Genomic DNA, 24,074 nt, shown 5'->3' with positions numbered 1-24,074 from the left:
CCGTCGCCCGTAGACGAGGTCAGCAGCCGCCGTCGCTCGTGGGGAACGCCGTGATCACGCGGTCGGTGGTGGCCGACACGATCACGCGGACGAAGGGCTCGGCCTCGGGGCGAGACCCGTCGTCGAACCGCACGGGAGCGGCGAAGCAGACCTTGCCGTCGCCGGCATCCTGCGGGTACCCGGTCGCCGGTGCCTCGAGGGCGGACTGCACCGCGGTGAGCATGGCGTCGTCCCAGTCCCGGGAGCCGTGGCCGGTCACGACGTCCTCCCAGTCCGCGGTGTGCCGGACGCGGATGTGCTCGTAGCCCTGACCGGAGTTCCCGCACTGCAGCACGACCGTGCCGAGTGCATCGGTGTCGTACCGGGCCACGGTCTCGCGGGTGCTCGTGTCGCAGCGGGCGAGGACGGCGTCGCCGGGCAGGTCCGGGCCGGTGCGGGTGATCGTCACCGTGCCGTCCTTCGTCGCGCCCCCGCCCGCGGTCGCACTCGGGACGACGCTGGCCGCCGTGCCCCCGAGCACCGGGTCGTCGGCACCGCGCTGCGCCGTCAGTGCGACGCCACCGGCCACGAGGCCGGCGGCCAGCACGGCGGCGACGCCGGTGATGACGGAACGGTTGCGCTTCTGGGACACGCGCCCAGTATGCCGGACGGGTGTCGCGCCTCCTGGACCGGCCGCGGGACGCAGTCGAACCACGTTCCCGACATCGCACCGCGCCCCAGCGGTGGTGCGATGTCGGAAACGTGGTTCGACGTGGCCGAACGCGTCCCGCGGCCGACGCGCGGGACGCGGACCAGCGCTCAGGCCCGCGCCGCCAGGCGGGTGCCGGCGACGACGGCCAGCACGACCACGAACACGACGTACCCGAGCAGCACGGGCAGCGTCGGCAGCACGAGGAGCGCGGCCCCGACCGCCACCACCGGCACGGTCAGCCCGGCGTAGGCGATGAGGAAGGTCGCGGCGAGGACGCCGCCGCGACGTTCCGGGCCGACGAGGGCGCCCGCGCTGCCGATCGACGCGCGGAACAGCAGCCCGACGCCGGCTCCCGCGACGACCCCGCCACCGATGAACCCGGCCACCTGCAACACCACCGCTGCACCGGCCAGGACGACCAGACCACCGACGAGCAGGACCATCCCGAGGCGGATCTGCGCCCGCTGCGACAGCCGGGCGAAGACGATCTGCGACACCGCACTCGCGGCGAACACCCCGAACGTCGTGGCTCCGGCGGCGAGCCGGTCGGTCACGTGGAAGGTCGTCCCGAGGAACGTCGGCGCGACCGAGGTGAAGAGTCCCTGCACCGCGAGCGCGGCGAACGCGGCGGTGCCGGCGGTCCAGAACGCTCCGGTCTGCCCCTCCGGCGCCTGCAGCCGCTGCGGGCGGTAGGGCACGGGCGACGTGGGACGGTCGACGGTCTCCGGCGCGGCGAGCACCACCACGAACGCGACGGCCAACGCCACGACGAACACGACGTACGGCACCATGAGCGGCTGCCCGACGAACTCCGCGAGCGCTCCACCGACGAGGGCGCCGAGCGACAGCCCGCCGAGGTTCACGACCCCCGCGACCACGCCCGCCCCGCCGGCCGACGACTGCGAGCCCGTCGCCCGGACCCGCAGCTCGCCGAGGTGCGCTGTCGCGGTCGCCGTCAGGAGCCCGACGCCGAGGCCGGTCACGAGCCGGGCGACGATGAGGCCGCTGACGTCGTTCCAGAGCAGGAAGAGCACCGCTGCGACGAGCTCGAGCGCCACCGACACGAGGATGAGCGGACGCCGTCCGTGCACGTCACTGAGGTGTCCGGCGAGGTACAGGGACCCGACGACGCCCACGCCGTACGCCGCGAAGACCACGGTCGTCGTGAAGGTCGGGAAGCCGTCGCGTGCCTGGTAGATGACGTAGAGCGGTGCGGGCACGGTCGCGAACGCCATCACCGCGAGGAACGCGAACGCCACGGCCCAGAACCCGACGCCGTGCCGACGGCGCGTGTGCGCTCGTCGTCCACGCGGGGCGGCGACGCGCTCGCTCGCGGTGGCGACGGTCGACGACGTGGGAGCGGATGCGGTGGCGGTTGACATGCTCCGATCGTGCCGCCGAACACCCATCGAGTCCAACGGATGCTCTTGATGTCGTCCATCGACCTGATCGATACTGAGCCGGTGGAGACCCGCCTGCTCGAACAGTTCGTCACCGTCGCCGCCGAGGGCAGCGTCACCCGCGCCGCCGAACGGCTCTGGGCGGCGCAGTCCACGGTGTCCGCGGGGATCGCGTCACTCGAGCGGAGCTTCGGGGTCCGGCTGTTCGACCGCACCGGACGGCACCTCGTGCTGACGACCGCTGGTGAGGACCTGCTCCCCCACGCCCGCGCCGTGCTGGAGTCCCTCGACCGGATGCACGACCTCGCGACCGTCGACGACGCCGACCTGCGGGGACGGGTCCGGCTCGGCATCTTCACGAGCATGGACATCGTCGACCTCACGGGCGTACTGCGGCGGTTCCGGCAGCGGCACCCGCTGGTCGCGGTGGAGCTCATGACCTCGCCCTCCGGGACGACCGGGCTCGTGCAGGACCTGGTCGCCGGGCGGCTCGACATCGCCTACACGGGCCTCCCGGCGGTCCCGGCCGGGGTCGAGGTGGCGCCGCTCCGGGAGATGCCGTTCCGGGTCTTCACCGCCGCCGACCACCGGTTCGCCGGTCGTCGTTCGGTCTCGCTCGCCGAGCTCGCCGACGAGCCGTTCATCGACACCGCGCACGGTTTCGGCAACCGGATCATCCTCGACACCGCGCTGGAGCGGCTCGGGATCCGGCGGCGGATCGTCGCGGAGATGAACGACATGCCCGCGGTGATCCGGTTCGCGTCGGCCGGCCTCGGTGTCGGCGTCGTCCCGGACTCCGGGGTGCGCCACGACGGTGCGGTTCTCGAGCTCGAGGACGAGGTCGACCCCCTGCGCATCGGACTCGCGATGCGGACGAGTCCGGAGCCGAACCGAGCGGTGCGCGCGCTGGCGCGCGACATCGTGGCGGCGCGCGTCGACGTCGCTTCGCAGCCGGGCTGAGCGGCCGGATCCCGGTCGTACCCCACCGACGGACTGGAGGCGCGGGTCGTCCCCGCCACGCGCCTCCAGGCCGTCAGTCCCCCCAGATCTCCCCGACGATCGCACTCAGCAGGTTGTCGGTCGGGAAGTTGGTCTGGTCGATCACGACCCATGCCGTGCCGCGCGTGTAGTACGTGTACGCGCGATCGACGTCGTACGGCTCGACGTTGGACACGGTCTGGCAGAAGGTCCCGTGATCGCGCTCGCTGCAGGTCCCACCCTCGCCCCGGATGACGGCGAGGTTCTCGCTGATCGCCTCGGGGGTCGACTCACCGGCCATGATCCCCAACCCGGTCACGTCTGCCTGGGGGTCCCGCCAGGTGCACCGCAGCGATATGTCGTCGCCCGTCTCCCGCTCGAGGTCGCGGTACTCCTCCGGGGTGTCCGGGAGTGACGGCTTGATCTGCACGAGCGGTGTCCCACCGAAGAACCGGTCGTAGTCCGACGCCGGGACGAGCGCACGGCAGTCGGTCGGGATCGTCGCTGCTGTGTTGACCGGGGTCGGGCGCGGTGTCGGGCGCTGGGTGATCGGCGCGGACGTCGGGGTCGTCGCGGAGGGCGACGGCTCCGGCTGCTGCGTCCGGGTGGGTGCGGCGACGGGCGACTCCTGCTGCGACAGCGACAGGGCCACGGCGCCCGTCGCGGTGCCGATCGCCAGCAGGCCGATGACGCCGAGCGCGATGCCCGGACGGAACCGACGCCGCTTCGGACGCGGGGTGGCACGTTCGAGGACGTTCTGCTTCATCGAGACGAGCATGCGCTGCAGGTCGTCTCCCTCGGGGGGCTCAGTGTTCATCGTGCATCACCACCTTCTTGAGTCGGCGTCGGGAGCGGGAGACCCGCTGGGTGACCGCACCGACGCTGAGGCCCAGCATCTCGGCGGCCTCGGCGTAGGAGTGCCCCTCGAGGAGGCACAGTTCGCAGATGCGTCGGTCGGTCTCGGGGAGCGCGGCGATCTCGTCGCGGACCCAGCGGAGGCGCTCACGGGCCTCGGCGTGGTCCTCGGGTGCGGCGAGCTGCTCGGGGAGTTCGTCTGCGCGGCGCCGGGCCTGCTTCCGGCCGGTGTTGAACGCGTGGTTCCGGCAGACGACGAGCAGCCACGGGAGCATCGTGTCCGCGGGGAGCTCGAGGGTCTCGGCACGCTGCCAGAGCGTCAGGAAGGCGTCCTGCACGATCTCCTCGACGTCCTGGCGGTCGTCGACGAGTGCCCAGGCGTAGCGGGTGAGGGTCGCGGCGTACCGGTCGAACGCCCGGGCGAGCGCACGCTTGTCGCCCCGTGCCATCGCACGGACGATCGCCTCGTCCGTGTCGGTGCCGGTCGTCACGTCCACATCCCACCTCCTTCACTCCAGAGGTGTCGGCTGCACGCGCGATCGTGACAGGACCGTGGCGAAAACGTGATCCCGGGCGTGTCGGTCGTCTGAGCGGATCAGGCGTCGAGCAGGTGCGCGATACCGGCGACCGAGCGCTTCGCCGCAGCCGAGGTCGACAGGTACCCGACGAGGACGATCCCCGCTCCGATCCCGACGACGATCCACCACATCGCGTGCGTGGCCACGGCGAACCCGGCGCCGACGGTCGCGACCGCACTCGCGCCGGTCACCGTGCCGGCGAGTGCGACCCCGAGCGACACCCCGGTCTGCCGGCTCGTCGACGCGACGGCCGCAGCGGATCCGGACTGCGCGCGGGGCATGCCCGAGACGGCCGTGTTCGTGATCGGCGCGTTCACCATGCCGAACCCGAACCCGAACAGCACGAAGGCGACGACGAGCACCCACATCGGTGTCGTGCCGTCGATCGTCGTGAGGATCGCCCCGGCGCCGCCGACGCCGATGCCGGCGAGGACGAGCGGGACCCGGGTGCCGATCGAGCCGACGAGCCGCCCGGACAGCGGCGAGACGAGCATCGTCGCGACCGCGGCGGGCAGCGTCCACAGGCCGGCCTGGAACGGCGACATGCCCCGGACCTCCTGCAGGTAGAGCGCGTTGAGGAAGAGGAACGCCCCGTTGGCGCCGAACGCGCCGATCGCGGTGACGACCGCGGCCGAGAACGGGATGCTCCGGAAGAACCGGACGTCGATGAGCGGTTCGCGGCGATGGCGCTCGACGGCGACGAGCACGACGAGGGACGCCGCGGCGAGGACGAACAGCCCGAGGGCGGCCGGTGACGTCCAGCCGAGCCGCGGCCCCTCGATGAGCCCGCCGACGAGCGTCGCCAGGAGCACGATCACGAGCACCTGGCCGACTGGGTCGAGCCGTCGGGGCTCCGGCGACTTCGACTCGGGGACGAACAGGAACGTCAGCACGATCGCCGCGATGCCGATCGGCACGTTGATCCAGAAGATCGCACGCCAGCCGACGGTGTCGGTCAGCGCGCCGCCGACCAGCGGACCGAGCCCCATCGACACACCGACGACGGCACCCCAGACGCCGACGGCACGGGCACGCTCCTTCGCGTCGTCGAAGGTGGCCGTGATGATCGACATCGCGACCGGGTTCATCATCGAACCGCCCACCGCCTGGACCATGCGGAAGACGACGAGCCAGCCCACCCCGGGCGCGAGCGAGCAGAGCAGCGACCCGACCGTGAAGAGCGCGAGCCCGATCTGGAAGGTGGTGCGGCGGCCGATGCGGTCGGCGGTGGAGCCGGAGAGCAGCAGCAGGCTGGCGAGGACGAGCGTGTAGGCGTCGATCGTCCACTGCAGCCCGGAGATCGAGCTGCCGAGTTCACGCCCGATCGAGGGCAGTGCGACGTTCACCACGGTGGCGTCCATCGAGACGATGAACAGGCTCATGCAGCAGACCGCGAGGATGAGGTACCGGTGCCGGTAGCGGTGCGGCAGGCCCGGGTCGCCCTGGAACGGCCGCCGTGACGGCACCGCGGGGGCGGCCTCCGACTCAGTGGAAGTCGTTGCCGTCTCCTTCACCCGGGGTCTTGTGACCACCGAGCATGTCGTTGTCGTCCTGGTCGCTCGTCGACGCGAGCTGCAGCATCGCGAGGACGACCACGACGACGATGAACGCGATGCCGAGGAAGATCGCGGCGAGCTGGAGCTCACGCGTGGCGAGCAGCACGACGAGCCCGGTGAAGACCGCGACGATCGCGGAGATCCCGAGGAGCTCGACCGGGCGCAGGCGGTCGCGACGGCTGGGGGTGGTCATGCGTGTGGTGCTCCGTCCGGGGTTGCGGCCGGGGCCGCCGTTCCCCACTTGTGCGAGAGGCCGGCGATCACGTGGAAGACCGCGGTGATGGCGAGGTAGGCGCCGAGCAGGCCGACGAGGACGATCGAGGCGTCCAGTGTGCCGGTGACCCGCTCGACACCGCCGAGCTCCTGCGAGTAGTCGGGCGGCGTCACCAGGAAGGCGACGGCGAGCAGCAGCGTCAGGCCGCCGACGGTCGTCCAGTCGCGGGCGAACGGCGAACGCCCACGGGCGCGGAGCCCCTGCGTGAGCTCGAGCGCCCCCGTGAGGACGGCGAAGGCGACGACGACCGCGATGAACGCCGGCAGGCCGAGGCCGTTGCACGCGAACGCGGCGACCGCGGCGACGAGGGTGATCACCGCCTGCAGGAGGGTCGTCCGGCGCGACCGTCCGTCCGCCGGGAGCCGCGTCGTCCCCGCGAGCAGCAGCACGAGTCCGTCCACCGCCGCGAACCCACCGAACAGCAGCAGGCCGTAGCCCGCCGCGTGGTTGGACGAGAAGGTGATGACGATGGCCACGATCGCGGCTGGCACGGCCCGGAGGACGGGGATCGGCCAGTACCGCGCGCGCTGGCCGGAGTCGTCCACGGAGTCGGACACGAGACCTCTTTCGGGCATGCGGATCGTGGTTCGATCCTACCGCCGCACGGTGCAGCGGCCGACCGCGCGGGGCGATCGGCCGCTGAGGATGCTCGAACCAGCAGGCGTCGGCGAGGGGTCAGCGGGGCGTCGACCCGACCTCGTCCTCCGCCGCACGTCGGCGCGCACGCCGCCGCGCGAGCCACCAGCACGTCGCCCCGGCACCCACACCGACGGCGGCCACTGCCGCGACCACGCCGAGGTCCTCTGTGCCGGTGTAGGCGAGCGCTCCGGTCCGGGCCGGCCCGGCGTCCCCGCCGTCTCCACCGTCCTCGGCGGGACGGGCCCCGCGGTCGTCGGGCGCCCGGTCGCGCGGACCCGTGTCAGCGTCACCGCCGTCACCCGGCCCGTCGGGGCCGCCGTCACCGCCGTCACCACCGCCGTTGTCGCCGGGGACCACCACGATCCCGACGCCCGGCGAGGGGTCGCCGCCGTCCGGATCGCTCGGCGACGTCGCGGTCGCGACGTTCACCACGTCCGACCCGTCCCCGGAGTACGCCGGGTCGAGCTGCGCCCGGATCCGGAACGACACGGTCTCCCCCGCGGCGAGCGCGGCACCGGAGCGGCAGGTCACGTCCTGCCCCTCGGCCGTGCAGTCGTCCGGCGACCCGACGAACCGCATCGCGCCCGGCAGCTCGTCGACCGCCCCGACGTCCTCGGCGGTGCCCGGGCCCCGGTTGCGGGCGGTGATCGTGTACTCGACCTCGTCACCGGGCTCGACCGCGGTCGAGGGGGACACGGACTTGTCCGTCTCGACGTGCGCGTCCACCCGGGCGGCGACCGTGGTGCTCGCCGCCGAGGTGTTGTCGTCCTCGTTCGTGTCGGCCGTCCGGGGCGCCGGTCGGATCGTGGCGACGCTCTCGAGCGTGCCCACGGCGTCGTCGGCGGTGCGGCCGCGGATCGTCACCGTGGCCGTCCCGTCGCGCGGCAGGCCGAGATCGGTGGCGACGTCGCCGGTGCCCGATTCGGTCCCGCACGACGACCCAGCGGCCGCCGAGCAGGTCCACGTGACGTCGCGCAGGGCGTCGGGCACGTCGACGTCGAGCGCGCTCGGGTCCGACGCGTTCACGCCGGCGTTCCGTGCGGTCACCGTGTACTCGACGTCGGCACCCGCCGGGACGCTCGGCGCGAGGTCGTGCGTGACGGCGACGTCCGTCGGGGTCCAGACGCGCAGGGCGTCGACCTCGTGCACGTTGACGTGGCTGCCCGTCGCCCCCGCGAACCCGAGGCGGAGCGTGCTCGGCAGCGGTGCCTGGCCGTCGCCGTGCAGGGGGACCCGGTCGAGCACGGTCCGCATCCGGTCCCCGTCCTGCAGCCGGACGGTGACCGCGAGTTCCCCGGCGTCCCCGGGGAGCAGGGTCACACGGACCTTCCGGAGCGCTGCCCCGGCGGTCTCCGTGCCACCGGGAGCGGGGGCGGCACCGACCCAGCGGTAGCCGAGCACCCCGTCGCCGGAGCCGCGGATCGACACGGTGTCCGGGCGCGCCCCGGGACCGGAGTAGTTGATCGGCGTCGAGAAGTTGCCGTAGTGGTCGACCGCGATGCCCGCGAAGCCGCCGGGCACCCCGGGCAGGTCGCAGGAGAGGCCACCTCCCTGGGACGTCTCGCGTCGGCACGCGTACCCGAGCCCGGCCCCGAACGACCCGACGCCCTGCTCGGCGGCGCCGTCCGCGAGGAACAGCAGCAGGCCGTCGGCACCCGGGTCGTCCACGTCGCGGTACATCGCGTAGCTGAACTCGATCTCGAGCCCGAGGTCGGACGGGAACGTGTCCTGCATCGACCACGCCCCCGCCTGGTCCTTGACGTCGTCGGTCAGCCGGAGCCGACCGTCGACGATCGCCGCGTCGCCGTGCAGGGCGCCGCCGGCAGCGGTGGAGAACTGGTTCTCGTAGGGGAAGGCGAGCTCGTCGGCCGAGGAGGCCGACGGCACGAGGCCGGGTGCCGCGAGGACACCGAGCGCGGTCAGGACGGACGCGACGGCCGCGACGCGGCGGAGCCGGCGTGACCTGGCGGGCGGTCGACCGCCCGGCGGGGTGTTGGGAGCTGTCATGCCCCGATCGTCGCGACCGGAGGGTCCCCGTCAGGCGGGCGTCGGCCGATCTGTGGAACGCGTCCCCGCGCCTCCTGGCTGTGGAGGAAGAGTGCGGCTCAGCGCAACCAGACGGTGGTCTCCCCGGGGAGCATCCCGTCGCCGAGCGGACCGGACGACACGACGACCTCGCCGGCGGGCAGCTCCACCGGCTCGGTCCCGAAGTTCGTGACGGAACGCCACCCGTCGTGCCGCGCGAACGCCACGACCCCGTCCGGCGCATCGATCCACGCGAGGTCCTCGCCCCGCTGCAGGTCCCGTCGGGCAGCGGTCGCCGCGCGGTACAGGGAGAGGGTCGACTCGGGGTGGCCGTCCTCCGCCTCGACCGAGGATGCCCCGAAGTCGGCCGGTTGCGGCAGGTGCGGTGCGACCGCCCCGAACCCGAACGACGGCCCGGACGTGGTCCACGGGATCGGCACGCGACACCCGTCCCGCCCCTTCACGGTGTGCCCGGTGCGGATCCACTTCGGGTCCTGCAGCGCCTCGTGCGGGATCGCCGCGGCCTCCTGCAGCCCGAGCTCCTCGCCCTGGTAGACGTACGACGAACCGGGCAGCGCCAGCATCAGCAGCGTCGCCGCCCGCGCCCGCCGGATCCCCCGTGCACGATCGAGCGACGGTGTCGTGCCGTCGGTCATGAGCCACGCGTCGGTGTCCGTGCCGTCCGGCAGGCCGTACCGGGTCGCGTGCCGGACGACGTCGTGGTTCGACAGCACCCAGGTGCTCGACGCGCCGGACTGCGCCGACGCCGACAGGTTCCGGTCGATGATGCCCCGGAACGCCGCGGCCTCGAACGGCGCCTCGAGCAGGTCGAAGTTGAAGGCCTGCCCGAGCTCGGTCGGCCGGGCGTAGAGCACGCGGCGCGGCGCGGGCGCCCAGGCCTCCGCCACGGCGGCTCGCGGCGGGTCGTACTCGTCGAGCACCCGGCGCCACGCCGCGAAGATCTCGTGCACCTCGTCGCGGTCGTAGAGCGGGTCGGAGCCGTCCAGCGGCAGGTGGTGCTCGTCGGACGGACGGTACGGGGTCGACAGGTCCTTCGCCAGGCCGTGCGCGACGTCCACCCGGAAGCCGTCGACCCCGCGGTCGGACCAGAAGCGCAGCGTGTCCTCGAAGTCGGCACGGACCTCCGGGTTCGACCAGTCGAGGTACGGCTGCTCGGGCGCGAACAGGTGCAGGTACCACTGGCCGTCGGGCACGCGGGTCCAGGCGCTGCCGCCGAAGTTCGACACCCAGTCGCTCGGCGGGAGCGACCCGTCGGCACCGGCACCGTCCCGGAACACGTACCGCGCGCGCTCGGGCGAGCCGGGGCCCGCGGCGAGCGCGGCACGGAACCACGCGTGCTCGTCCGAGGTGTGGTTCGGGACGATGTCCGCGATCAGCCGGATGTCGTGCTCGTGGAGGGCACGGACCAGTGCGTCGAAGTCGTCGAGTGTGCCCAGGCGATCGTCGACGTCCCGGTAGTCGGCGACGTCGTAGCCGCCGTCCGCCAGCGGGGAGGGGAAGAACGGCGACAGCCAGACCGCGTCGACGCCGAGCGACGCCAGGTAGGGCACGCGGCTCGTCACGCCCGCGAGGTCGCCGAGCCCGTCGGCGTCCGTGTCCGCGAAGCTCCGCGGGTAGACCTGGTAGACGACGGCGTTCCGCCACCAGTCCGGGTCGGTCGTGCGGGGCGTGCTGGCCGGCGTCCGAAGCGTGCTCACGTCGCCAACGTACCGACGATCCACCGGACCGGGAATAGGGGTCCACGCGCACGCATTGGTTGTCGATGACACCTTTCCGTCACAGAACCAGTAAGGATCCCCGATGACGAACGTCCTCGCCCTCGTCGGCAGCCTCCGCGCCGAGTCCATCAACCGCAAGCTCGCCGAGGCGGCTGCGCACCACGCCCCGGAGGGCATCGAGCTGTCGACCTTCGACGGCATCGTCGACCTGCCCTTCTACAACGAGGACATCGACGGCGACACCCCGCCCGCCTCGGCCGTCGCCTTCCGCGACGCGGTCGCCGCCGCCGACGCCGTCCTGCTCGTCACTCCCGAGTACAACGGCACCATCCCGGCCGTCCTGAAGAACGCGCTGGACTGGGGCTCGCGTCCGTTCGGCGCCTCGCCGCTGTCCGGCAAGCCGCTCGCCGTCATCGGCTCGGCCTTCGGCCAGTTCGGCGGCGTCTGGGCGCACGACGACGCCCGCAAGGTCGCCGGGATCGCCGGCGCGAAGGTCCTCGAGGACGTCAAGGTCGCCATCCCGCAGTCGGTGGTCCGGTTCGCCGAGACCCACCCGCGCGAGGACGCCGAGGTCACCACGCTCGTCCAGGGCGCCCTCACCGCGCTCGCCGAGGCGACCGAGGAGCAGGCCGCAGCCTGACGACGTCACGCACGTGACGACGGACGGGAGGCGCGGTGCGGGCCCGCACCGCGCCTCCCGTCCGTCCACGGGTGCGGGAGACCGCATCCCGTGAGATCCCTAGACGCTCTAGCAACGAGACGGGCTACCCTGAACGCCATGTCCACGCAGGAGATCACGGAAGCGTCCGGGTACTGGTTCCCCGATGACGACGCGACCCAGCGGGGCGTCACCGTCCTGAACGCCCTCCGCCGGTACCGCGCGGCCGAGACCGCGATGCGTCGACGCACCCGCGACTCGATGGGCATGGGCGAGACCGACCTGCTCGCGGTGCGCTTCCTGTTGCAGGCGCAGCGCGCCGGACGCACCGTGAAGCCGAAGGACCTGGCGGCGTACCTCAAGATCTCGTCGGCCTCGACCACGATCCTCATCGACCGCCTCGTGAAGTCGAACCACGTCCGCCGCGACCCGCACCCCACCGACCGCCGCGCGCTCGTGATCACCCCGACCACCGAGACCGACGAAGAGGTCCGTGCGACCCTCGGCATCATGCACCGTCGGATGATGGGCATCGCCGAGGGGCTCTCCCCCGAGGACGCCCGCGTCGTCGCCGTGTTCCTCGAGCAGATGCGCTCCGCCGTCGACCAGGTCGACCCCGCCGTCACGCACTGATCGGACCACGGGGGACGCGTCCTCTGAGCGGACGTCCTGCCGCACCGCGTAGACCGGTCTGGTACCGGTCACCAACGCGGAAGGAACCGATCATGCACGCATCGGACAAGCTCGCCAAGAACCTCCAGGCGGTCCTCGTGGACCTCATCGACCTGCACCTGCAGGGCAAGCAGGCCCACTGGAACATCCTCGGGACCAACTTCCGGGACCTCCACCTCCAGCTCGACGAGATCGTCGACGCCGCACGTGAGTTCGCCGACGACACCGCCGAGCGCATGCGCGCCCTGTACGCGGTCCCGGACGGCCGCTCGAGCACCGTCGCGGCGTCGAGCCACCTCGACCAGTTCCCCGAGGGCGAGATCACCACGCACGACGCCATCGACCAGGTGACGCTCCGCCTCTACCAGGCGACCGGCACCATGCGTGACGTCCACGACGAGGTCGACGAGGAAGACCCGACGACGGCCGACCTGCTGCACGGCTTCATCGAGCGCCTCGAGCAGCTCGCGTGGATGGTCTCGGCAGAGAACCGCGCACCGAGCACCCCGCTCGCCTCGGCCACCACGCCCGCAGTCGCGGACGCCTCGGCGCACGCGTAGCGGCCACCAGGTGGACCTCGGGATCCAGGGCAAGACCGCCCTGGTCTTCGGCGCGGACTCCGGCATCGGCTGGAACACGGCTCGCATCCTCCTCGCGGAGGGTGCGACCGTGGTCGTGTCGGACCTCGACCAGTCGCAGCTCGACAACAGCGCCGACCAGCTCGAGGCGCCGTACGGCAGGCTGCACGCCTTCGCCGCGGACGTCACGAGCGCCGCGAGCCTGGCCGACCTGCACACCAGGGTGCGCGACGCCGTCGGCGAGATCGACATCCTCGTGCAGTCCTCCGGCGTCACGGGCGCCCAGGGCCTGTTCCACGAGATCGACGAACAGGGATGGCTCGACACCGTCGACGTCGACCTGATGGGGCCGGTTCGGATCACGCGCGAGTTCATCGGCGACCTGCGCCAGGGCGGCTGGGGTCGCCTCGTCTACCTCGTGTCCGAGGACGCGTCGCAGCCGTACGACGACGAGCTCCCCTACTGCGCGGCCAAGGCCGGGGTGCTGTCCTTCGCGAAGGGCCTCTCCCGCACCTACGCGAAGGAGGGCCTGCTCGTGAACACCGTGTCGCCGGCGTTCATCCACACGCCGATGACCGACGCGATGATGAAGAAGCGCGCCGAGGAGACCGGCCAGACCTTCGACGAGGCGATCGCGTCGTTCCTCGACGACGAGCGCCCGTACATGGAGCTGCAGCGTCGCGGCGAGCCGGAGGAGGTCGCGAACGTCATCGCGTTCCTCTGCTCCGACCTCGCCAGCTTCGTGAACGGCTCGAACTACCGGGTCGACTCCGGCTCGGTCGCAACGATCTAGGAGACGCCATGACCGACTTCCGCTACCTCGTCGTCGGCGGCGGGATGGTCGCCGACGCCGCTGCCCGCGGTGTCCGCGAACTCGATGCCGACGGCTCGATCGGCATCATCAGCGAGGACGTCGACCGGCCGTACGCCCGGCCGGCGCTCTCGAAGAAGCTGTGGACCGACCCGGACTTCAGCTGGGACGAGAAGGTCGACCTGCACACCGAGGAGACCGGCGCGACGTTCGTGCTCGGCACCGCGGTGACGGCGATCGACCGCGCGGCGAAGACCGTCACGACCTCGGACGGGCACACCCACGGCTACGAGCGACTGCTCCTCGCGACCGGCGGCAAGCCCCGCGGGCTCCCCGGGCTGTCGCCGTCCGACCGGGTGCTCGACTACCGGAGCGCCACCGACTACCGACGCCTCCGCGAGCTCGCCGACGCCGGGGCCCACGTGGCCGTCGTCGGTGGCGGGTACATCGGCACCGAGATCGCGGCCGGCGTCGTGCAGAACGGCGCCCGGGTGACGCTCGTCGACCCGGACGAGGTCGTCGGCGGCCGGATGTTCCCGGAGGACCTCGCCCGGGCGTTCCAGCAGCGCTTCGTCGACCACGGCGTGGAGCTCCGCCTTGGGCGCCGGGTGGACCACGGGTCCGAGCACGCGGGTGGCGTCACGCTGACCCTCGACGACGGGTCCGAGGTGACCGCCGACGCGGTCGTGGTCGGACTCGGCATCGAACCGGCGACCCGGCTCGCCGCCGACGCCGGGCTCACCGTCCGGGACGGCATCGTCGTCTCCTCGACGCTCCTCACCGACGACGACTCGGTGTTCGCCGCCGGCGACGTCGCCGAGTACCCCGACCGGATCCTCGGCACGCGCCGGGTCGAGCACGTCGACAACGCGCAGCAGCAGGGCCGGCAGGCGGGGCGCAACCTCGCCGACGCCGACGAGACCTACGACCACACGCCGATGTTCTACTCCGACGTCTTCGACATGGGGTACGAGGCGGTCGGGCAGGTCACCACGAAGCTGCGCACCGTCGAGGACTGGCAGGACCCGACGGTCACCGGCGTCGTGTACTACCTCGACGACGACGACCTCGTGCGCGGCGTCCTGCTCTGGAACGTCTGGGACAAGACCGACGAGGCCCGCAAGGTCCTCGCCGAGGCCCACGCGCTCACGCCGGACATGCTGATCGGGCGCATCACGCCGTAGCGTCGCGTCCACCCTGGAGGCGCGGTGCCGGCTGACGAGACCGGCACCGCGCCTCCTGTGGGTCGCGTCCGTCCGCGGGCCGGTCCGCGGGATCAGCCCGCCTCGCGGGTCTCCGGAGCCACCTCGTCGACGATCTCGCGGCGATCCGCCGGGTCGACCGGCAGGTCGTCGCCGTCCGCCATGGCGACCGCGTGCGCGGACTTCGCCGCCTCGAGCGTCTCGTCGTCGTTCTTCGCCATGCCGAGCAGTTCGACGAAGCGCGACTTGACGAGCATCCAGGCTTCGCGCGGGCCGAGCCGCGACAGGTCCGACGCCGTCGAGTCGTCGCGGACGCGCTGCAGCGAGGACACGCCGCGGTCGGGGAGCCGGCCGGCGACGTGGTCCACCGCGAGCCGCGCAACCGCGTCCGCCTGTGCGTGCATCACCGAGTGCGCGCCGTCGACGACCTCACGCAGCACCGCGTACGGGAACACCCGGGCGAGCCGACGCACCCAGTCCCGCGGGACCATCGCGTCGTGCTCGCCGCGCACGATGAGCGTCCGTGCCTGCACGTGGGCGGCGCGCTCCTCGATCGGGAAGGCGATCATCCGCGGCAGCACCTTCGAGAACCAGTGCCAGCCGCACAGGGCGTACGCCGTGATGCCGTGCCAGCGGACGGCCGCCGGCTCGTGCAGCGTGGACCGGAGGAACCGGAACGCCGACTGCCGGACCGTGCGCGCGTGCGAGTCGACCACCGGGCTGATGAGCACCAGGTCGGAGATGTCCGGACGACGCGCTGCCACCTCGGTCACGACCTGGGTGCCCATCGAGTGGCCGACGAGGACCGGGTCGACGAGCCGGAGGTCGTCGATGACCTTCTCGACCGCGTCGGCGTACCGCTCGATCGAGACCTTCCCGCGGAATCGCGGGACACCGGCGAACCCGGGCAGGTCGAGGGCGTGCACGGGGCCGTTCTCGTTGAGGTGCGGGGCGAGCCGCTCGTAGTAGGTGGCGGCGATGCCGAGCCCCGCGACGAGCAGGAAGGCGCGGTCGCCGGGTTCGCCGACGGAGCTGACGCGCACGTACGTACCGTCGACCGCGACCCGGTCGACCTCGACCGTGACGTCGGCGTTCTCGGCCTCGCCCAGTCGCTTCGCGGGGTCCGGTGTCGCGTCCGTGCGCTCGTCGTCCACTTCGGTCTCCTCGGGTCGGGCGTCGCTCCTCGGTTCGGGCGATCGCCCAGGATACCCGCGGCGCCCCCGATCCCGCCGTCGGCGCCCCGTCAGCCGCTGAAGGTGTTCGCGGGGAACCCGTGCACCCGCGTCGGCACCGCGAGGACGGCACCGGAGTGCGGGTGCGCGACGAGCTGCTCCTCGGTGAGGTTCTCCCGCGCCGAGGCGACGAACAGCGTCGACATGTCCGGGCCGCCGAACGCCACCGACGTCACGTTCGGCACCGGGAGCTCGACGGTCTCGAGGTGCGAGCCGTCCGGACCGTACCGCTCGACCCGACCGCCGCCGTAGACCGCGCTCCACGAGCAGCCCTCGTCGTCGCGGACGAGTCCGTCGTGGGCGGACCCGACGACGAACGGCTCCAGCTCGCCGAGCTCCCCGTCGGGGCCGTACGACCCGCGGTAGATCGTCGACGCGCTCGTGTCCGTGACGTACATGACCGTGCCGTCCTCCGACCACTCGATGCCGTTCGTCACGCCGAAGCCGCCGCGGAGGAGTCTCGTGGTGCCGTCCGGCTCGATCGAGTACAGGGCACCGTCCGGCTCCCCCGTGGTGAGGTTCATGCTGCCCACGAGGAACCGGCCGAACGGGTCGCACTTGCCCTCGTTGAACCGGAGGCCGGCCGTGGCGTGCTCGACCCGGGCGATCTCGCGCTCGACGACGCCCTGTGCGTCCGTCACGACGACGGAGTCGCCGAGGGCCGCGACGAACCCACCGCCCGCGCGGGGCTGGAAGCTCGCCAGCGGGGGCGGCAGCTGCACGGTGGACGTGGTCGTGCCGTGGGCGTCCGCGGTGGTGAGGGTGCCGAGGGTGATGTCGACCCACCGCAGCTCGTCCGTCCCGGGGTCCCACACGATGCTCTCCGCGAGGACGGCTCCGGCGTCGGAGAAGACGGTCACGGGTCCGGTCGTCGCGCTGCTGCTCATGACACCGGTCTACCGGTGCCGCCTCCGCGCGCGTCCACCGTGTCCGTGTCAGAGGCGGGCGTATCGGGCGCGGAAGAAGCTGAAGACGCCGAACGCGAGGAACCCGATGCCGATCGCGACGAGCACGAACACCCCGCCCGGCATCGAGCGCAGCGCGTCGAACGCCCCGTCGAGCCCGGTCGCCTGGTCGGGGTCGCTCCGGAAGCCCGCGACCGCGATGAGCACGCCGACGACCACCACGGCGATCCCCTTCAGCACGTACCCCACGACGCCGAGCACGGTGACGACACGGTCGAGGGGCCGCCGCGGGCGCACCAGCTGCTTCCAGAACGAGCGCCGGCAGCCGATCACCACGAGGCCGACGCCGATCGCGACGGCGACCGCGGCGACGAGCAGCAGGAGGAACACGCCGCCGGGGGTCGCGAGGGCCTTCGCCGCAGCGCTCCGCGACGACCCGCTCGAACTCGTGCCGGCTCCGACCGCGTAGGACGCTGCCGAGTACGCGATGAGCCCGTAGACCACGGCCTTGCCGACGTTCTTCAACCGGTTGCCCCAGGCACGGGCGCTGTCCGTCCGCCCGCCGACCACGGCCTCGACCACGAGTCGGAGCGTCAGCGCCGCGCAGCCGACGGCCACGATCCACAGGAGGACGACCCCGCCGGGGACCGCGGCGAGCTGCTGCAGCGCACCCGACTGGTCGGTCTCGCTGCCCGAGGACGCGTTGCCGACACCGAGCAGGATCGCCAGGTAGCCGATCAGCAGGTGCACGATGCCGCTGCCCACGAACCCGGCGCGCGCCGTCAGCTCGAACCACCGGCTGTCGGCCACGCGCTTCGCTCCACGACCGGTCTTCCGGGCCGCCTGTTCCGCCTGTTCACTCACGCCATCGAGCGTGCCCGACGGAACGGGCCCTGTCCGGCAGGGGCGGTGACACCCCGCCGTCTGGCAGTCGGGAGGCGCGGTGCGGGCCCGCACCGCGCCTCCCGTCCGTGCGCGGCGGCGACGTCAGTCGCCCTTCACGTTGACGACCTGCCGCAGCGTGTGCCGGATCGACACGAGCTCCGAGGCGTCGGCCATGACCTGGTCGATCGGCTTGTACGCCGCCGGGATCTCGTCGAGGAACGCGTCCGTGTCGCGGTACTCGATGCCGACCATCGCCTCGCGCAGCTGGTCGTGCGTGAACGTCCGCCGGGCGGCGCTCCGCGAGAACAGCCGACCGGCACCGTGCGGCGACGACTCGAGCGACGGCTTGTTGCCGAGGCCCTCGACGACGTACGACGCGGTACCCATCGACCCGGGGATGAGCCCGGGCTGCCCCGCCCTCGCCTGGATCGCACCCTTCCGGGAGACCCACACCGACTTCCCCCAGTGCGTCTCGCGCTGCGTGAAGTTGTGGTGGCAGTTGATCCGCTCCTGCTCGTCGACCGGGGTGCCGACGACCTCGGACAGCTGCCGCACGACGCGGTCCATCATCTCCTCGCGGTTGAGGAGCGCGAAGTGCTGCGCCCACCGCAGCTCGGCGATGTACCGGTCGAACTCCGGGGTCCCCTCGACCAGGTACGCCAGGTCGGGGTCGGGCAGCTCGATCCACCAGCGCTGCATGGCCTTCTTGGCGACCGCGATGTGCCGCTGGGCGATCTTGTTGCCGACGCCCCGCGACCCGGAGTGCAGGAACAGCCAGACGCGGTCCGCCTCGTCGAGGGACACCTCGATGAAGTGGTTGCCGGACCCGAGCGTGCCGAGCTGGTTGCGCCAGCCGCCGTGTGCTCCTGCGGGGTCGAACCCGGCTCCCTCGGCCAACGTCTCGAGCTCCGCGATCCGAGGCTCGGCCGTGGCGACGATCTTCCGGTTCGACGCACCGGCCGACAGCGGGATCGCCCGCTCGATCTGCTCGCGCAGCTCCTGCAGGTCGTCGGGCAGGTCGGCCTCGGTGAACTGGGTCCGGACCGCGATCATGCCGCAGCCGATGTCCACGCCGACGGCTGCCGGCATGACCGCGCCGAGGGTCGGGATGACCGACCCGACGGTGGCGCCGAGGCCCAGGTGGGCGTCCGGCATGAGGGCCAGGTGCGGGAACACGAACGGCATGCGAGCGGTCGTGCGGGCCTGCTGCTCGGTGTTGTCCTCGAGCATCGAGGCCCAGCTCAGCAGCCGGTCGGTGATCTTCTCCATTGCTTCGTCTCGCTTTCGTGACGGTCTTCGGTGACGGTCCGGAGCGGGGTCCTGCTGCCGTCCGGCACCACGAGGCGTGGCGTTCGGAGGGCAGCGTCGTGGAGAGGACGCCCCGGGCCGGGTGGGCACGGGGCGTCGGGTGACGTCGCGTGCCTACGCGGGATAGCGGTCGGACTGCTGCTGGTTGCGCTGTTCGGGCAGCACGGCGAGCGTGTCGAGCTGGAGCTCGACTCGCTGTTCGTGGTGCTGCACGGTGCGCACGCGCGGTCCTTCCGGTGGTGCCCGGGACGGGCGGTCCTGCCGATGGGCAGGAGGACGACAGTAGTGCGACACGCCCGGCGTGCACAAGCGCGACACGCCCGGGATGCACTGGGCCTGATGGCCGAGGGGTCAGGCGCCCCCGCGCTCGTCGAGTCGTGCTCGCAGGCGCTCGAGTGCCGGCACGGCCGCCACGAGCGCTCGCCGGTCGTCCTCGGAGAGCGCGTCCATCGCGTCGACGAGGACCCGCTCGGCGGATGCGTCGTAGTCCGCGAGGCGGCGTTGGGCGAGGCCGGTCAGCCCGACCTCGGTACTCCGCCCGTCACCACGCGCGAGACGACGCTCGACCAGGCCGTCCCGCTCCATCGCCTGGACGAGGTTGCTCACCGTCGAGCGCGCGAGCCCGAGCGAACGGCCGAGTGCGGTGGGACTCGACCAGCCGTCCTCGCCGAGTCGTCGGAGCACCTCGATCTGCGCGTCGGGGATGTCGGGCAGCGCGACCGAGCGGCGGGCCGTGGCGAGCAGGGTCCGGCGGAACGGACCGATCTCCGCGCTCAACCGTCGCGCCACCCGGGCCAGGTCGGGGTCGTCCGGTCGCTCGTCCACGTTCCCAGGGTAGTCACCGGAAAAGCGCTTGCAACAAACGCAGTTCGAGAGCAAACTCGATGGATGGACATCACCACCAGCGTCGAACACCCTGTCCCCGAACAGGACCTCTCCGGCATCGTCGGGCACCGTTTCATCTACACGTACGCCAACGGGTGGCAGTACGAGATGTACGTCAAGAACGCGACGACGATCGACTACCGCATCCACTCCGGCATGGTCGGCGGACGATGGGTGAAGGACCAGCAGGTCGACCTCGTCGCACTCACCGCGGGCGTCTACAAGGTGTCCTGGAACGAACCGACCGGCACCAGCGTCGTCGTCACGGTCGTCCCCGCCGAGCGGGTGCTGCACGGCACGATCTTCTTCCCGCACTGGGTCGAGGAGGACGGCAGCAAGACGGTGCTGTTCCAGAACGACCACCTCGACCGCATGCGCGAGTACCGCGACCAGGGGCCCACCTACCCGATCTACGTCGTGCCCGAGTTCGCGCACATCACCCTGTTCGAGCACGTCGGCGAGGACGACGAGACCGTCGTCGACACCGCGCCCGGCGACCTGCCCGCAGGCTTCGCCGACCGGTCCAACTGATGCGCACGTTCGCCCCGGTGACGCTCGGGCACGGCGGTCGCACCCTCCGCGGCTGGCAGCTCGGCACCGTCGCGCGGAACGGCTCCGCGGCCCTGCTCGTCCACGGCTTCGGCAGCACGGACACCGGCGGACAGCAGCTGTTCGTGCAGACCGCGCGCACCCTGGCCGAGCACGGCTCCGCGGTCCGGTCGTACAGCCGGCTCGGGCACGGGACGAGCGACGGCGACTTCGCCGACATCACCATCGGCGACGAGGTCGACCAGGTCGTCGCGATGATCCGCACGCTCGCGGCGGACGCGGCCGGGCCCGTGCACGTCGTGGCGCACAGCCTCGGGGCGGTGGAGTCCGCCATGGCGGCCGCACGCGTGCCGGAACTCGTCTCGACGCTGACCCTGTGGTCACCGGCCGGTGTCGTCGTGGACGACATCGCACGGCACGACCGGATCCAGGGCCAGCCGCTCGCCCGGGCACGGGAACAGGGCTGGTTCGACTTCGGCGGCATGGCCCTCGGCACGGCGTTCATCGACGAGGTGACGGCCGGCCTCGACGTGTACGCGACGATCGACCGCTACACCGGTCCCGCCGAGGTCCTGCACGGCACCGCGGACCAGATCGTCCCCGTCCGGTACGGGCAGCGCTACGGCGAGGTGCTCCCCGGGGCGACGTTCACCGCGGTGGAGGGCGCCGACCACGGCTGGTCGTCCGTCCCGTGGCGACGGACGTTGCTCGACCACCTGGTCGCCTCGACGGGCGGCGGCGCCCGCTGACGGCTCCTCCACAGCCTGGAGGAACGGCGTGCGTCCTCCACAGCGGGGTACGCCCGCCTGATGGTCGGGCCCAGGGCGCGGGCAGGCTGGGAGCATGACCGAGCGGACCCGAGACACCCCTGACGTGATCGACGACGAGGAGCGCACCGACGGCTACGCACCGCTCCGGTCCTACGGCGCGATCGGCGACGGTCGGACGGTGGCGCTCGTCGCACGGGACGGCCGGATCGACTGGCTGCCCATCCCCTCGACGGACTCGCCGCCGGTCTTCGCGAGCATCCTCGACGCCGAGCACGGCGGACACATCGCCCTCCGGCCGGCCGACGCCGACGCCGAGGTCTCGCGCGAGTACCTGCCGGGCACGAACGTGCTCGTCACCACCTGGACCACGGCGTCGGGCTCCGTGACCGTGACCGACGCGATGGTGACCGGCGTCGCGGGACGCCTGCCCTGGGCCGAGGTCGCCCGGTGCGTGCAGGGTGTCGACGGCACGGTCGAGCTGGAGTGGGCGGTGGTGCCGGGGACCCTGCTCAACACGGCCGAGCCGAGACGCCTCGACACCGCGAACGGCGCCGTGATCGGCATCGCCGGCATCACGATCGCCATCGTCGAGCAGGGTTTCGAACCCGTGCACGACGACGGGCCCCGGTTCTCCGGCCGCTTCACCACGGCCGAGGGCTCGAAGCACATCCTGACCATCGTCGGGACCCACGACGAGCCGATCTTCATGCCCCGGCCGGAGAGCGCGCTCCAGGCGATGGACCGGACGATCGACAACTGGGCGACCTGGTCGGAGGAGTTCTCGTACGACGGGCCGTGGGCCGAGCCGGTGCAGCGGAGCGCCCTCGCCCTCAAGCTGCTCATCTTCTCGCCGACCGGCGCGATCGCAGCGGCTCCGACGACGAGCCTGCCCGAGGACCGCACCGGCGGCAAGAACTGGGACTACCGGTTCGCCTGGGTACGCGACCTGTCGTACACGGTGCACGCGCTGACCCGCTTCGGGCTGCGCGAGGAGACCCACGCCGCGGTGTCCTGGGTGATGCGCACGATCGCCGAGCACGACGAGGACATGCCGATCTTCTACGAGCTCGACGGCTCGAAGAGCGACGGCGTCGAGGAGCGCGACGTCCCCGGTTGGAACGGCATCGGCCCCGTGACCATCGGGAACCGCGCCGGCGACCAGCTGCAGCTCGGGGTGTGGGGCGACGTCTTCGAGATCCTGCGCCAGTACGTCCGCGCCGGCAACGTCCTCGACCGGAAGACCGCGGCCGTCCTGCAGGAGCTCGCCGACGACGCCTGCCACCGGTGGGAGGAGCCGGACTCGGGCATGTGGGAGCTCCAGGACACGCAGCACTACGTCTCGAGCAAGATCGGCTGCTGGCAGGCGCTCGACGCCGCGGCCGAGCTGCACGAGGCCGGGATGATCGACGGGCCGCGCGACAAGTGGATCGAGAACCGCGAGCTCATCGAGCAGTGGGTCGCCGAGCACGGGTGGGACGAGGAACGCGGGTACTACGTGATGTACCCGGGCTCCGACAAGCTCGACACGTCGATCCTGCTGCACGCGATGAGCGCCTTCGACCGGGGTCCCCGCATGGAGTCGACCATCCGGGCGATCGAGGAGCAGCTGCAGCACGGCCCGCTCGTGTACCGGTACTCGGGCATGGAGTCCGAGGAGTCGCCGTTCGTGGCGTGCTCGTTCTGGCTCGCGGCCGCGATGGCCTGTGTCGGGCGGGTCGACGACGCCCGCGACCTCATGGACGAGATGGTGGAGCAGGCGAACGACGTCGGCATGTTCAGCGAGATGATCAGCGAGGACGGCACGTTCATGGGCAACATCCCGCAGGGACTGTCGCACCTGGCGCTCATCCAGGCAGCGCTCACGATCGAGGAGGTCGCTGGCGAGGAGCGCTCCGGGGAGTGATCATGGAGGGGTCATGAACGACGTCGATGCACGCATGGACCGGTTGCGACGGGCCGCCCGCTACCGGTACCAGCAGCTCGTGGACAGCGAGATCGAACGCGGCTCCCTCGACCCCGACGAGGTGCGCGAGGAGCGTCGGCTCCTGCAGGCCGCCGACGTCGCGGCGCACGCTCGGGCCCAGATCGAGGAGGCCGAGCGTCGGGGTGTCTTCGAGGGCAACCCGTACCACGGCAAGCGGCTCCCGGGGAACGACGGACGCCACGACCCCGACTGGTGGATCAAGGCTAAGATCGAGCGCGAGGAGATCACCGGGATCGCCCCGCCCGCCCTGGCGCTGCGGAAGGAGGACGCCGAGCTCGACGAGCACCTCGACGCCCTCTCCGCCGAGCCCGACGTCCGTGCCGTGCTCGACGACTTCAACGCCCGCGTGAGGGAGGCCCGCCGGCAGCTCCTCGGTGGGCCGCCGGTGGTGACGCCGCTCCGAGACGTCGAGACCGAGGTCGCCGGCTGGCGAGCGCGTCGGCAGGAGCGACTGGCGACCGAGGCGCAGGCGGCCGCGGACCGGGCCGCTGCCGAGGCGGACCGACCACGGCGGTGGTGGCGCCGACGTCGGTGAGGTGATCCGCGCCTCCTGGACCGCCCCCCCGGACACGGGAACGACCGCAGCACCGCGCTCGTGGCGCGGTGCTGCGGTCGTCCCTGGCGTGGAAGCGTTACTTGATCTTGGCGGTGATGGTGGCGGTGCCGACGAGGAGGCCGGACTTCACGGCGTCGGTCTTGAAGGTGCTGTTGAGCAGCTTCGCCGCGTCACCCGAGACGTGCACCGTGGTGCCGGTCAGGATCGCGTTGTCACCCTCGAGCTGCAGCGGCTTGAGCGTGCCACCGTGCAGCGAGAACAGGTACGCGTTGTTCACCGCGACCTTGCCGTTGACCAGCACGTCACCGTAGAGCTTGGACGAGCCCGGGTTCACGACGAAGTTC

Annotated in this window: 24 protein-coding genes and 1 pseudogene; 10 read left to right on the top strand and 15 right to left on the bottom strand. The window is 72.1% G+C overall.

All coding sequences use genetic code 11. The features are described 5' to 3' along the window. Positions 1 to 19: 19 nt before the first annotated feature. Positions 20 to 631: a hypothetical protein gene (locus tag BIV01_RS15065; RefSeq protein ID WP_071303383.1), complete on the bottom strand. Its 612-nt coding sequence runs from the start codon at positions 629 to 631 to the stop codon at positions 20 to 22. A 167-nt stretch (positions 632 to 798) separates the two neighbouring features. Then, positions 799 to 2,073, bottom strand: coding sequence for an MFS transporter (locus BIV01_RS15060; RefSeq protein WP_071303382.1), 1,275 nt, complete (start codon positions 2,071 to 2,073; stop codon positions 799 to 801). 48 nt (positions 2,074 to 2,121) lie between these two features. Between BIV01_RS15060 and BIV01_RS15055 the strand changes: the two genes are divergently transcribed. Then, positions 2,122 to 3,051 (top strand): LysR family transcriptional regulator, encoded by a 930-nt coding sequence (locus BIV01_RS15055; RefSeq protein WP_175473748.1) that lies wholly within the window; start codon positions 2,122 to 2,124, stop codon positions 3,049 to 3,051. A gap of 73 nt (positions 3,052 to 3,124) precedes the next feature. Here BIV01_RS15055 and BIV01_RS15050 read toward each other — a convergent pair whose 3' ends face one another. The 7 genes from BIV01_RS15050 to BIV01_RS15020 form a co-directional block, all read right to left on the bottom strand. Next, positions 3,125 to 3,886, bottom strand: coding sequence for a hypothetical protein (locus tag BIV01_RS15050; protein WP_139199436.1), 762 nt, complete (start codon positions 3,884 to 3,886; stop codon positions 3,125 to 3,127). Further along, positions 3,876 to 4,415: an RNA polymerase sigma factor gene (locus BIV01_RS15045; protein ID WP_083414111.1), complete on the bottom strand. Its 540-nt coding sequence runs from the start codon at positions 4,413 to 4,415 to the stop codon at positions 3,876 to 3,878. Before BIV01_RS15045 ends, BIV01_RS15050 begins: the two co-directional genes overlap by 11 nt. A gap of 104 nt (positions 4,416 to 4,519) precedes the next feature. Continuing rightward, on the bottom strand, positions 4,520 to 6,016 hold the full coding sequence (locus BIV01_RS15040; protein ID WP_254791850.1) for a DHA2 family efflux MFS transporter permease subunit: 1,497 nt from the start codon (positions 6,014 to 6,016) through the stop codon (positions 4,520 to 4,522). Beyond that, a complete protein-coding gene (locus BIV01_RS15035) occupies positions 5,988 to 6,251 on the bottom strand; it encodes a hypothetical protein (RefSeq protein ID WP_070417166.1) in 264 nt (87 codons plus the stop codon). The genes BIV01_RS15040 and BIV01_RS15035 overlap by 29 nt, the downstream gene beginning before the upstream one ends. Next, positions 6,248 to 6,907, bottom strand: coding sequence for a DUF308 domain-containing protein (locus BIV01_RS15030; protein ID WP_071303379.1), 660 nt, complete (start codon positions 6,905 to 6,907; stop codon positions 6,248 to 6,250). Before BIV01_RS15030 ends, BIV01_RS15035 begins: the two co-directional genes overlap by 4 nt. A 100-nt stretch (positions 6,908 to 7,007) precedes the next feature. Further along, positions 7,008 to 8,978, bottom strand: a complete 1,971-nt coding sequence (locus tag BIV01_RS15025) for a lectin-like domain-containing protein (protein WP_071303378.1) — start codon at positions 8,976 to 8,978, stop codon at positions 7,008 to 7,010. Between the two features lie 98 nt (positions 8,979 to 9,076). Next, a complete protein-coding gene (locus BIV01_RS15020; RefSeq protein WP_071303377.1) occupies positions 9,077 to 10,714 on the bottom strand; it encodes a glycoside hydrolase family 13 protein in 1,638 nt (545 codons plus the stop codon). 103 nt (positions 10,715 to 10,817) lie between these two features. Between BIV01_RS15020 and BIV01_RS15015 the strand changes: the two genes are divergently transcribed. From BIV01_RS15015 to BIV01_RS14995, 5 genes are all read left to right on the top strand, one after another. After that, positions 10,818 to 11,375, top strand: coding sequence for an NADPH-dependent FMN reductase (locus BIV01_RS15015; protein ID WP_070417170.1), 558 nt, complete (start codon positions 10,818 to 10,820; stop codon positions 11,373 to 11,375). Positions 11,376 to 11,513: 138 nt separating this feature from the next. After that, positions 11,514 to 12,026, top strand: coding sequence for a MarR family winged helix-turn-helix transcriptional regulator (locus BIV01_RS15010; RefSeq protein ID WP_070417171.1), 513 nt, complete (start codon positions 11,514 to 11,516; stop codon positions 12,024 to 12,026). 92 nt (positions 12,027 to 12,118) lie between these two features. Next, positions 12,119 to 12,625, top strand: coding sequence for a Dps family protein (locus tag BIV01_RS15005; RefSeq protein ID WP_070417172.1), 507 nt, complete (start codon positions 12,119 to 12,121; stop codon positions 12,623 to 12,625). Positions 12,626 to 12,635: 10 nt separating this feature from the next. After that, on the top strand, positions 12,636 to 13,436 hold the full coding sequence (locus BIV01_RS15000; RefSeq protein ID WP_071303376.1) for an SDR family NAD(P)-dependent oxidoreductase: 801 nt from the start codon (positions 12,636 to 12,638) through the stop codon (positions 13,434 to 13,436). Between the two features lie 8 nt (positions 13,437 to 13,444). Continuing rightward, on the top strand, positions 13,445 to 14,638 hold the full coding sequence (locus BIV01_RS14995; protein ID WP_071295554.1) for an NAD(P)/FAD-dependent oxidoreductase: 1,194 nt from the start codon (positions 13,445 to 13,447) through the stop codon (positions 14,636 to 14,638). Between the two features lie 92 nt (positions 14,639 to 14,730). On the opposite strand, the gene BIV01_RS14990 is transcribed toward BIV01_RS14995, so the two are convergent. The 5 genes from BIV01_RS14990 to BIV01_RS14970 form a co-directional block, all read right to left on the bottom strand. Next, complete coding sequence (locus BIV01_RS14990; RefSeq protein WP_071303375.1) at positions 14,731 to 15,810, bottom strand: alpha/beta fold hydrolase; 1,080 nt, start codon at positions 15,808 to 15,810, stop codon at positions 14,731 to 14,733. Between the two features lie 89 nt (positions 15,811 to 15,899). After that, on the bottom strand, positions 15,900 to 16,775 hold the full coding sequence (locus tag BIV01_RS14985) for an SMP-30/gluconolactonase/LRE family protein (RefSeq protein ID WP_071303374.1): 876 nt from the start codon (positions 16,773 to 16,775) through the stop codon (positions 15,900 to 15,902). 48 nt (positions 16,776 to 16,823) lie between these two features. Then, positions 16,824 to 17,657, bottom strand: coding sequence for a DUF1206 domain-containing protein (locus BIV01_RS14980; protein ID WP_175473747.1), 834 nt, complete (start codon positions 17,655 to 17,657; stop codon positions 16,824 to 16,826). 123 nt (positions 17,658 to 17,780) lie between these two features. Further along, entirely contained in the window at positions 17,781 to 18,947 is a 1,167-nt protein-coding gene (locus BIV01_RS14975) for an RtcB family protein (protein ID WP_071303373.1), read from the bottom strand. Between the two features lie 390 nt (positions 18,948 to 19,337). Then, positions 19,338 to 19,811, bottom strand: coding sequence for a MarR family winged helix-turn-helix transcriptional regulator (locus BIV01_RS14970; RefSeq protein ID WP_083414066.1), 474 nt, complete (start codon positions 19,809 to 19,811; stop codon positions 19,338 to 19,340). Positions 19,812 to 19,874: 63 nt separating this feature from the next. Here BIV01_RS14970 and BIV01_RS14965 point away from each other — a divergent pair, with 63 nt between their 5' ends. The 4 genes from BIV01_RS14965 (at position 19,875) to BIV01_RS14950 (ending at position 23,709) form a co-directional block, all read left to right on the top strand. Further along, a complete protein-coding gene (locus BIV01_RS14965) occupies positions 19,875 to 20,402 on the top strand; it encodes a phenolic acid decarboxylase (protein ID WP_071303372.1) in 528 nt (175 codons plus the stop codon). After that, a complete protein-coding gene (locus BIV01_RS14960) occupies positions 20,402 to 21,169 on the top strand; it encodes an alpha/beta hydrolase (protein ID WP_071303371.1) in 768 nt (255 codons plus the stop codon). Before BIV01_RS14965 ends, BIV01_RS14960 begins: the two co-directional genes overlap by 1 nt. Before the next feature lie 94 nt (positions 21,170 to 21,263). Beyond that, on the top strand, positions 21,264 to 23,093 hold the full coding sequence (locus tag BIV01_RS14955; protein WP_071303370.1) for a glycoside hydrolase family 15 protein: 1,830 nt from the start codon (positions 21,264 to 21,266) through the stop codon (positions 23,091 to 23,093). A gap of 13 nt (positions 23,094 to 23,106) precedes the next feature. After that, positions 23,107 to 23,709, top strand: a complete 603-nt coding sequence (locus tag BIV01_RS14950) for a J-domain-containing protein (protein WP_071303369.1) — start codon at positions 23,107 to 23,109, stop codon at positions 23,707 to 23,709. Between the two features lie 97 nt (positions 23,710 to 23,806). Here BIV01_RS14950 and BIV01_RS14945 read toward each other — a convergent pair. Then, a pseudogene (locus BIV01_RS14945) lies at positions 23,807 to 24,074 on the bottom strand (hypothetical protein); the annotation flags it as partial.

Source organism: Curtobacterium sp. MCBA15_013 (genome assembly GCF_001865095.1).
GTDB lineage: Bacteria > Actinomycetota > Actinomycetes > Actinomycetales > Microbacteriaceae > Curtobacterium.
Note: the sequence above shows the minus strand (reverse complement) of the source record. Positions and strands in the feature narration are given on the sequence as shown.

Coding starts and splice junctions, on each gene's coding strand:
- BIV01_RS14950 (WP_071303369.1), top strand. CDS start 23,107: ATGAACGACGTCGATGCACGCATGGACCGGTTGCGACGGGCCGCCCGC.
- BIV01_RS15005 (WP_070417172.1), top strand. CDS start 12,119: ATGCACGCATCGGACAAGCTCGCCAAGAACCTCCAGGCGGTCCTCGTG.
- BIV01_RS15010 (WP_070417171.1), top strand. CDS start 11,514: ATGTCCACGCAGGAGATCACGGAAGCGTCCGGGTACTGGTTCCCCGAT.
- BIV01_RS14985 (WP_071303374.1), bottom strand. CDS start 16,775: ATGAGCAGCAGCGCGACGACCGGACCCGTGACCGTCTTCTCCGACGCC.
- BIV01_RS15015 (WP_070417170.1), top strand. CDS start 10,818: ATGACGAACGTCCTCGCCCTCGTCGGCAGCCTCCGCGCCGAGTCCATC.
- BIV01_RS14975 (WP_071303373.1), bottom strand. CDS start 18,947: ATGGAGAAGATCACCGACCGGCTGCTGAGCTGGGCCTCGATGCTCGAG.
- BIV01_RS14995 (WP_071295554.1), top strand. CDS start 13,445: ATGACCGACTTCCGCTACCTCGTCGTCGGCGGCGGGATGGTCGCCGAC.
- BIV01_RS15060 (WP_071303382.1), bottom strand. CDS start 2,073: ATGTCAACCGCCACCGCATCCGCTCCCACGTCGTCGACCGTCGCCACC.
- BIV01_RS15030 (WP_071303379.1), bottom strand. CDS start 6,907: ATGCCCGAAAGAGGTCTCGTGTCCGACTCCGTGGACGACTCCGGCCAG.
- BIV01_RS14955 (WP_071303370.1), top strand. CDS start 21,264: ATGACCGAGCGGACCCGAGACACCCCTGACGTGATCGACGACGAGGAG.
- BIV01_RS15050 (WP_139199436.1), bottom strand. CDS start 3,886: ATGAACACTGAGCCCCCCGAGGGAGACGACCTGCAGCGCATGCTCGTC.
- BIV01_RS15055 (WP_175473748.1), top strand. CDS start 2,122: ATGTCGTCCATCGACCTGATCGATACTGAGCCGGTGGAGACCCGCCTG.
- BIV01_RS15025 (WP_071303378.1), bottom strand. CDS start 8,978: ATGACAGCTCCCAACACCCCGCCGGGCGGTCGACCGCCCGCCAGGTCA.
- BIV01_RS14960 (WP_071303371.1), top strand. CDS start 20,402: ATGCGCACGTTCGCCCCGGTGACGCTCGGGCACGGCGGTCGCACCCTC.
- BIV01_RS15035 (WP_070417166.1), bottom strand. CDS start 6,251: ATGACCACCCCCAGCCGTCGCGACCGCCTGCGCCCGGTCGAGCTCCTC.
- BIV01_RS14965 (WP_071303372.1), top strand. CDS start 19,875: ATGGACATCACCACCAGCGTCGAACACCCTGTCCCCGAACAGGACCTC.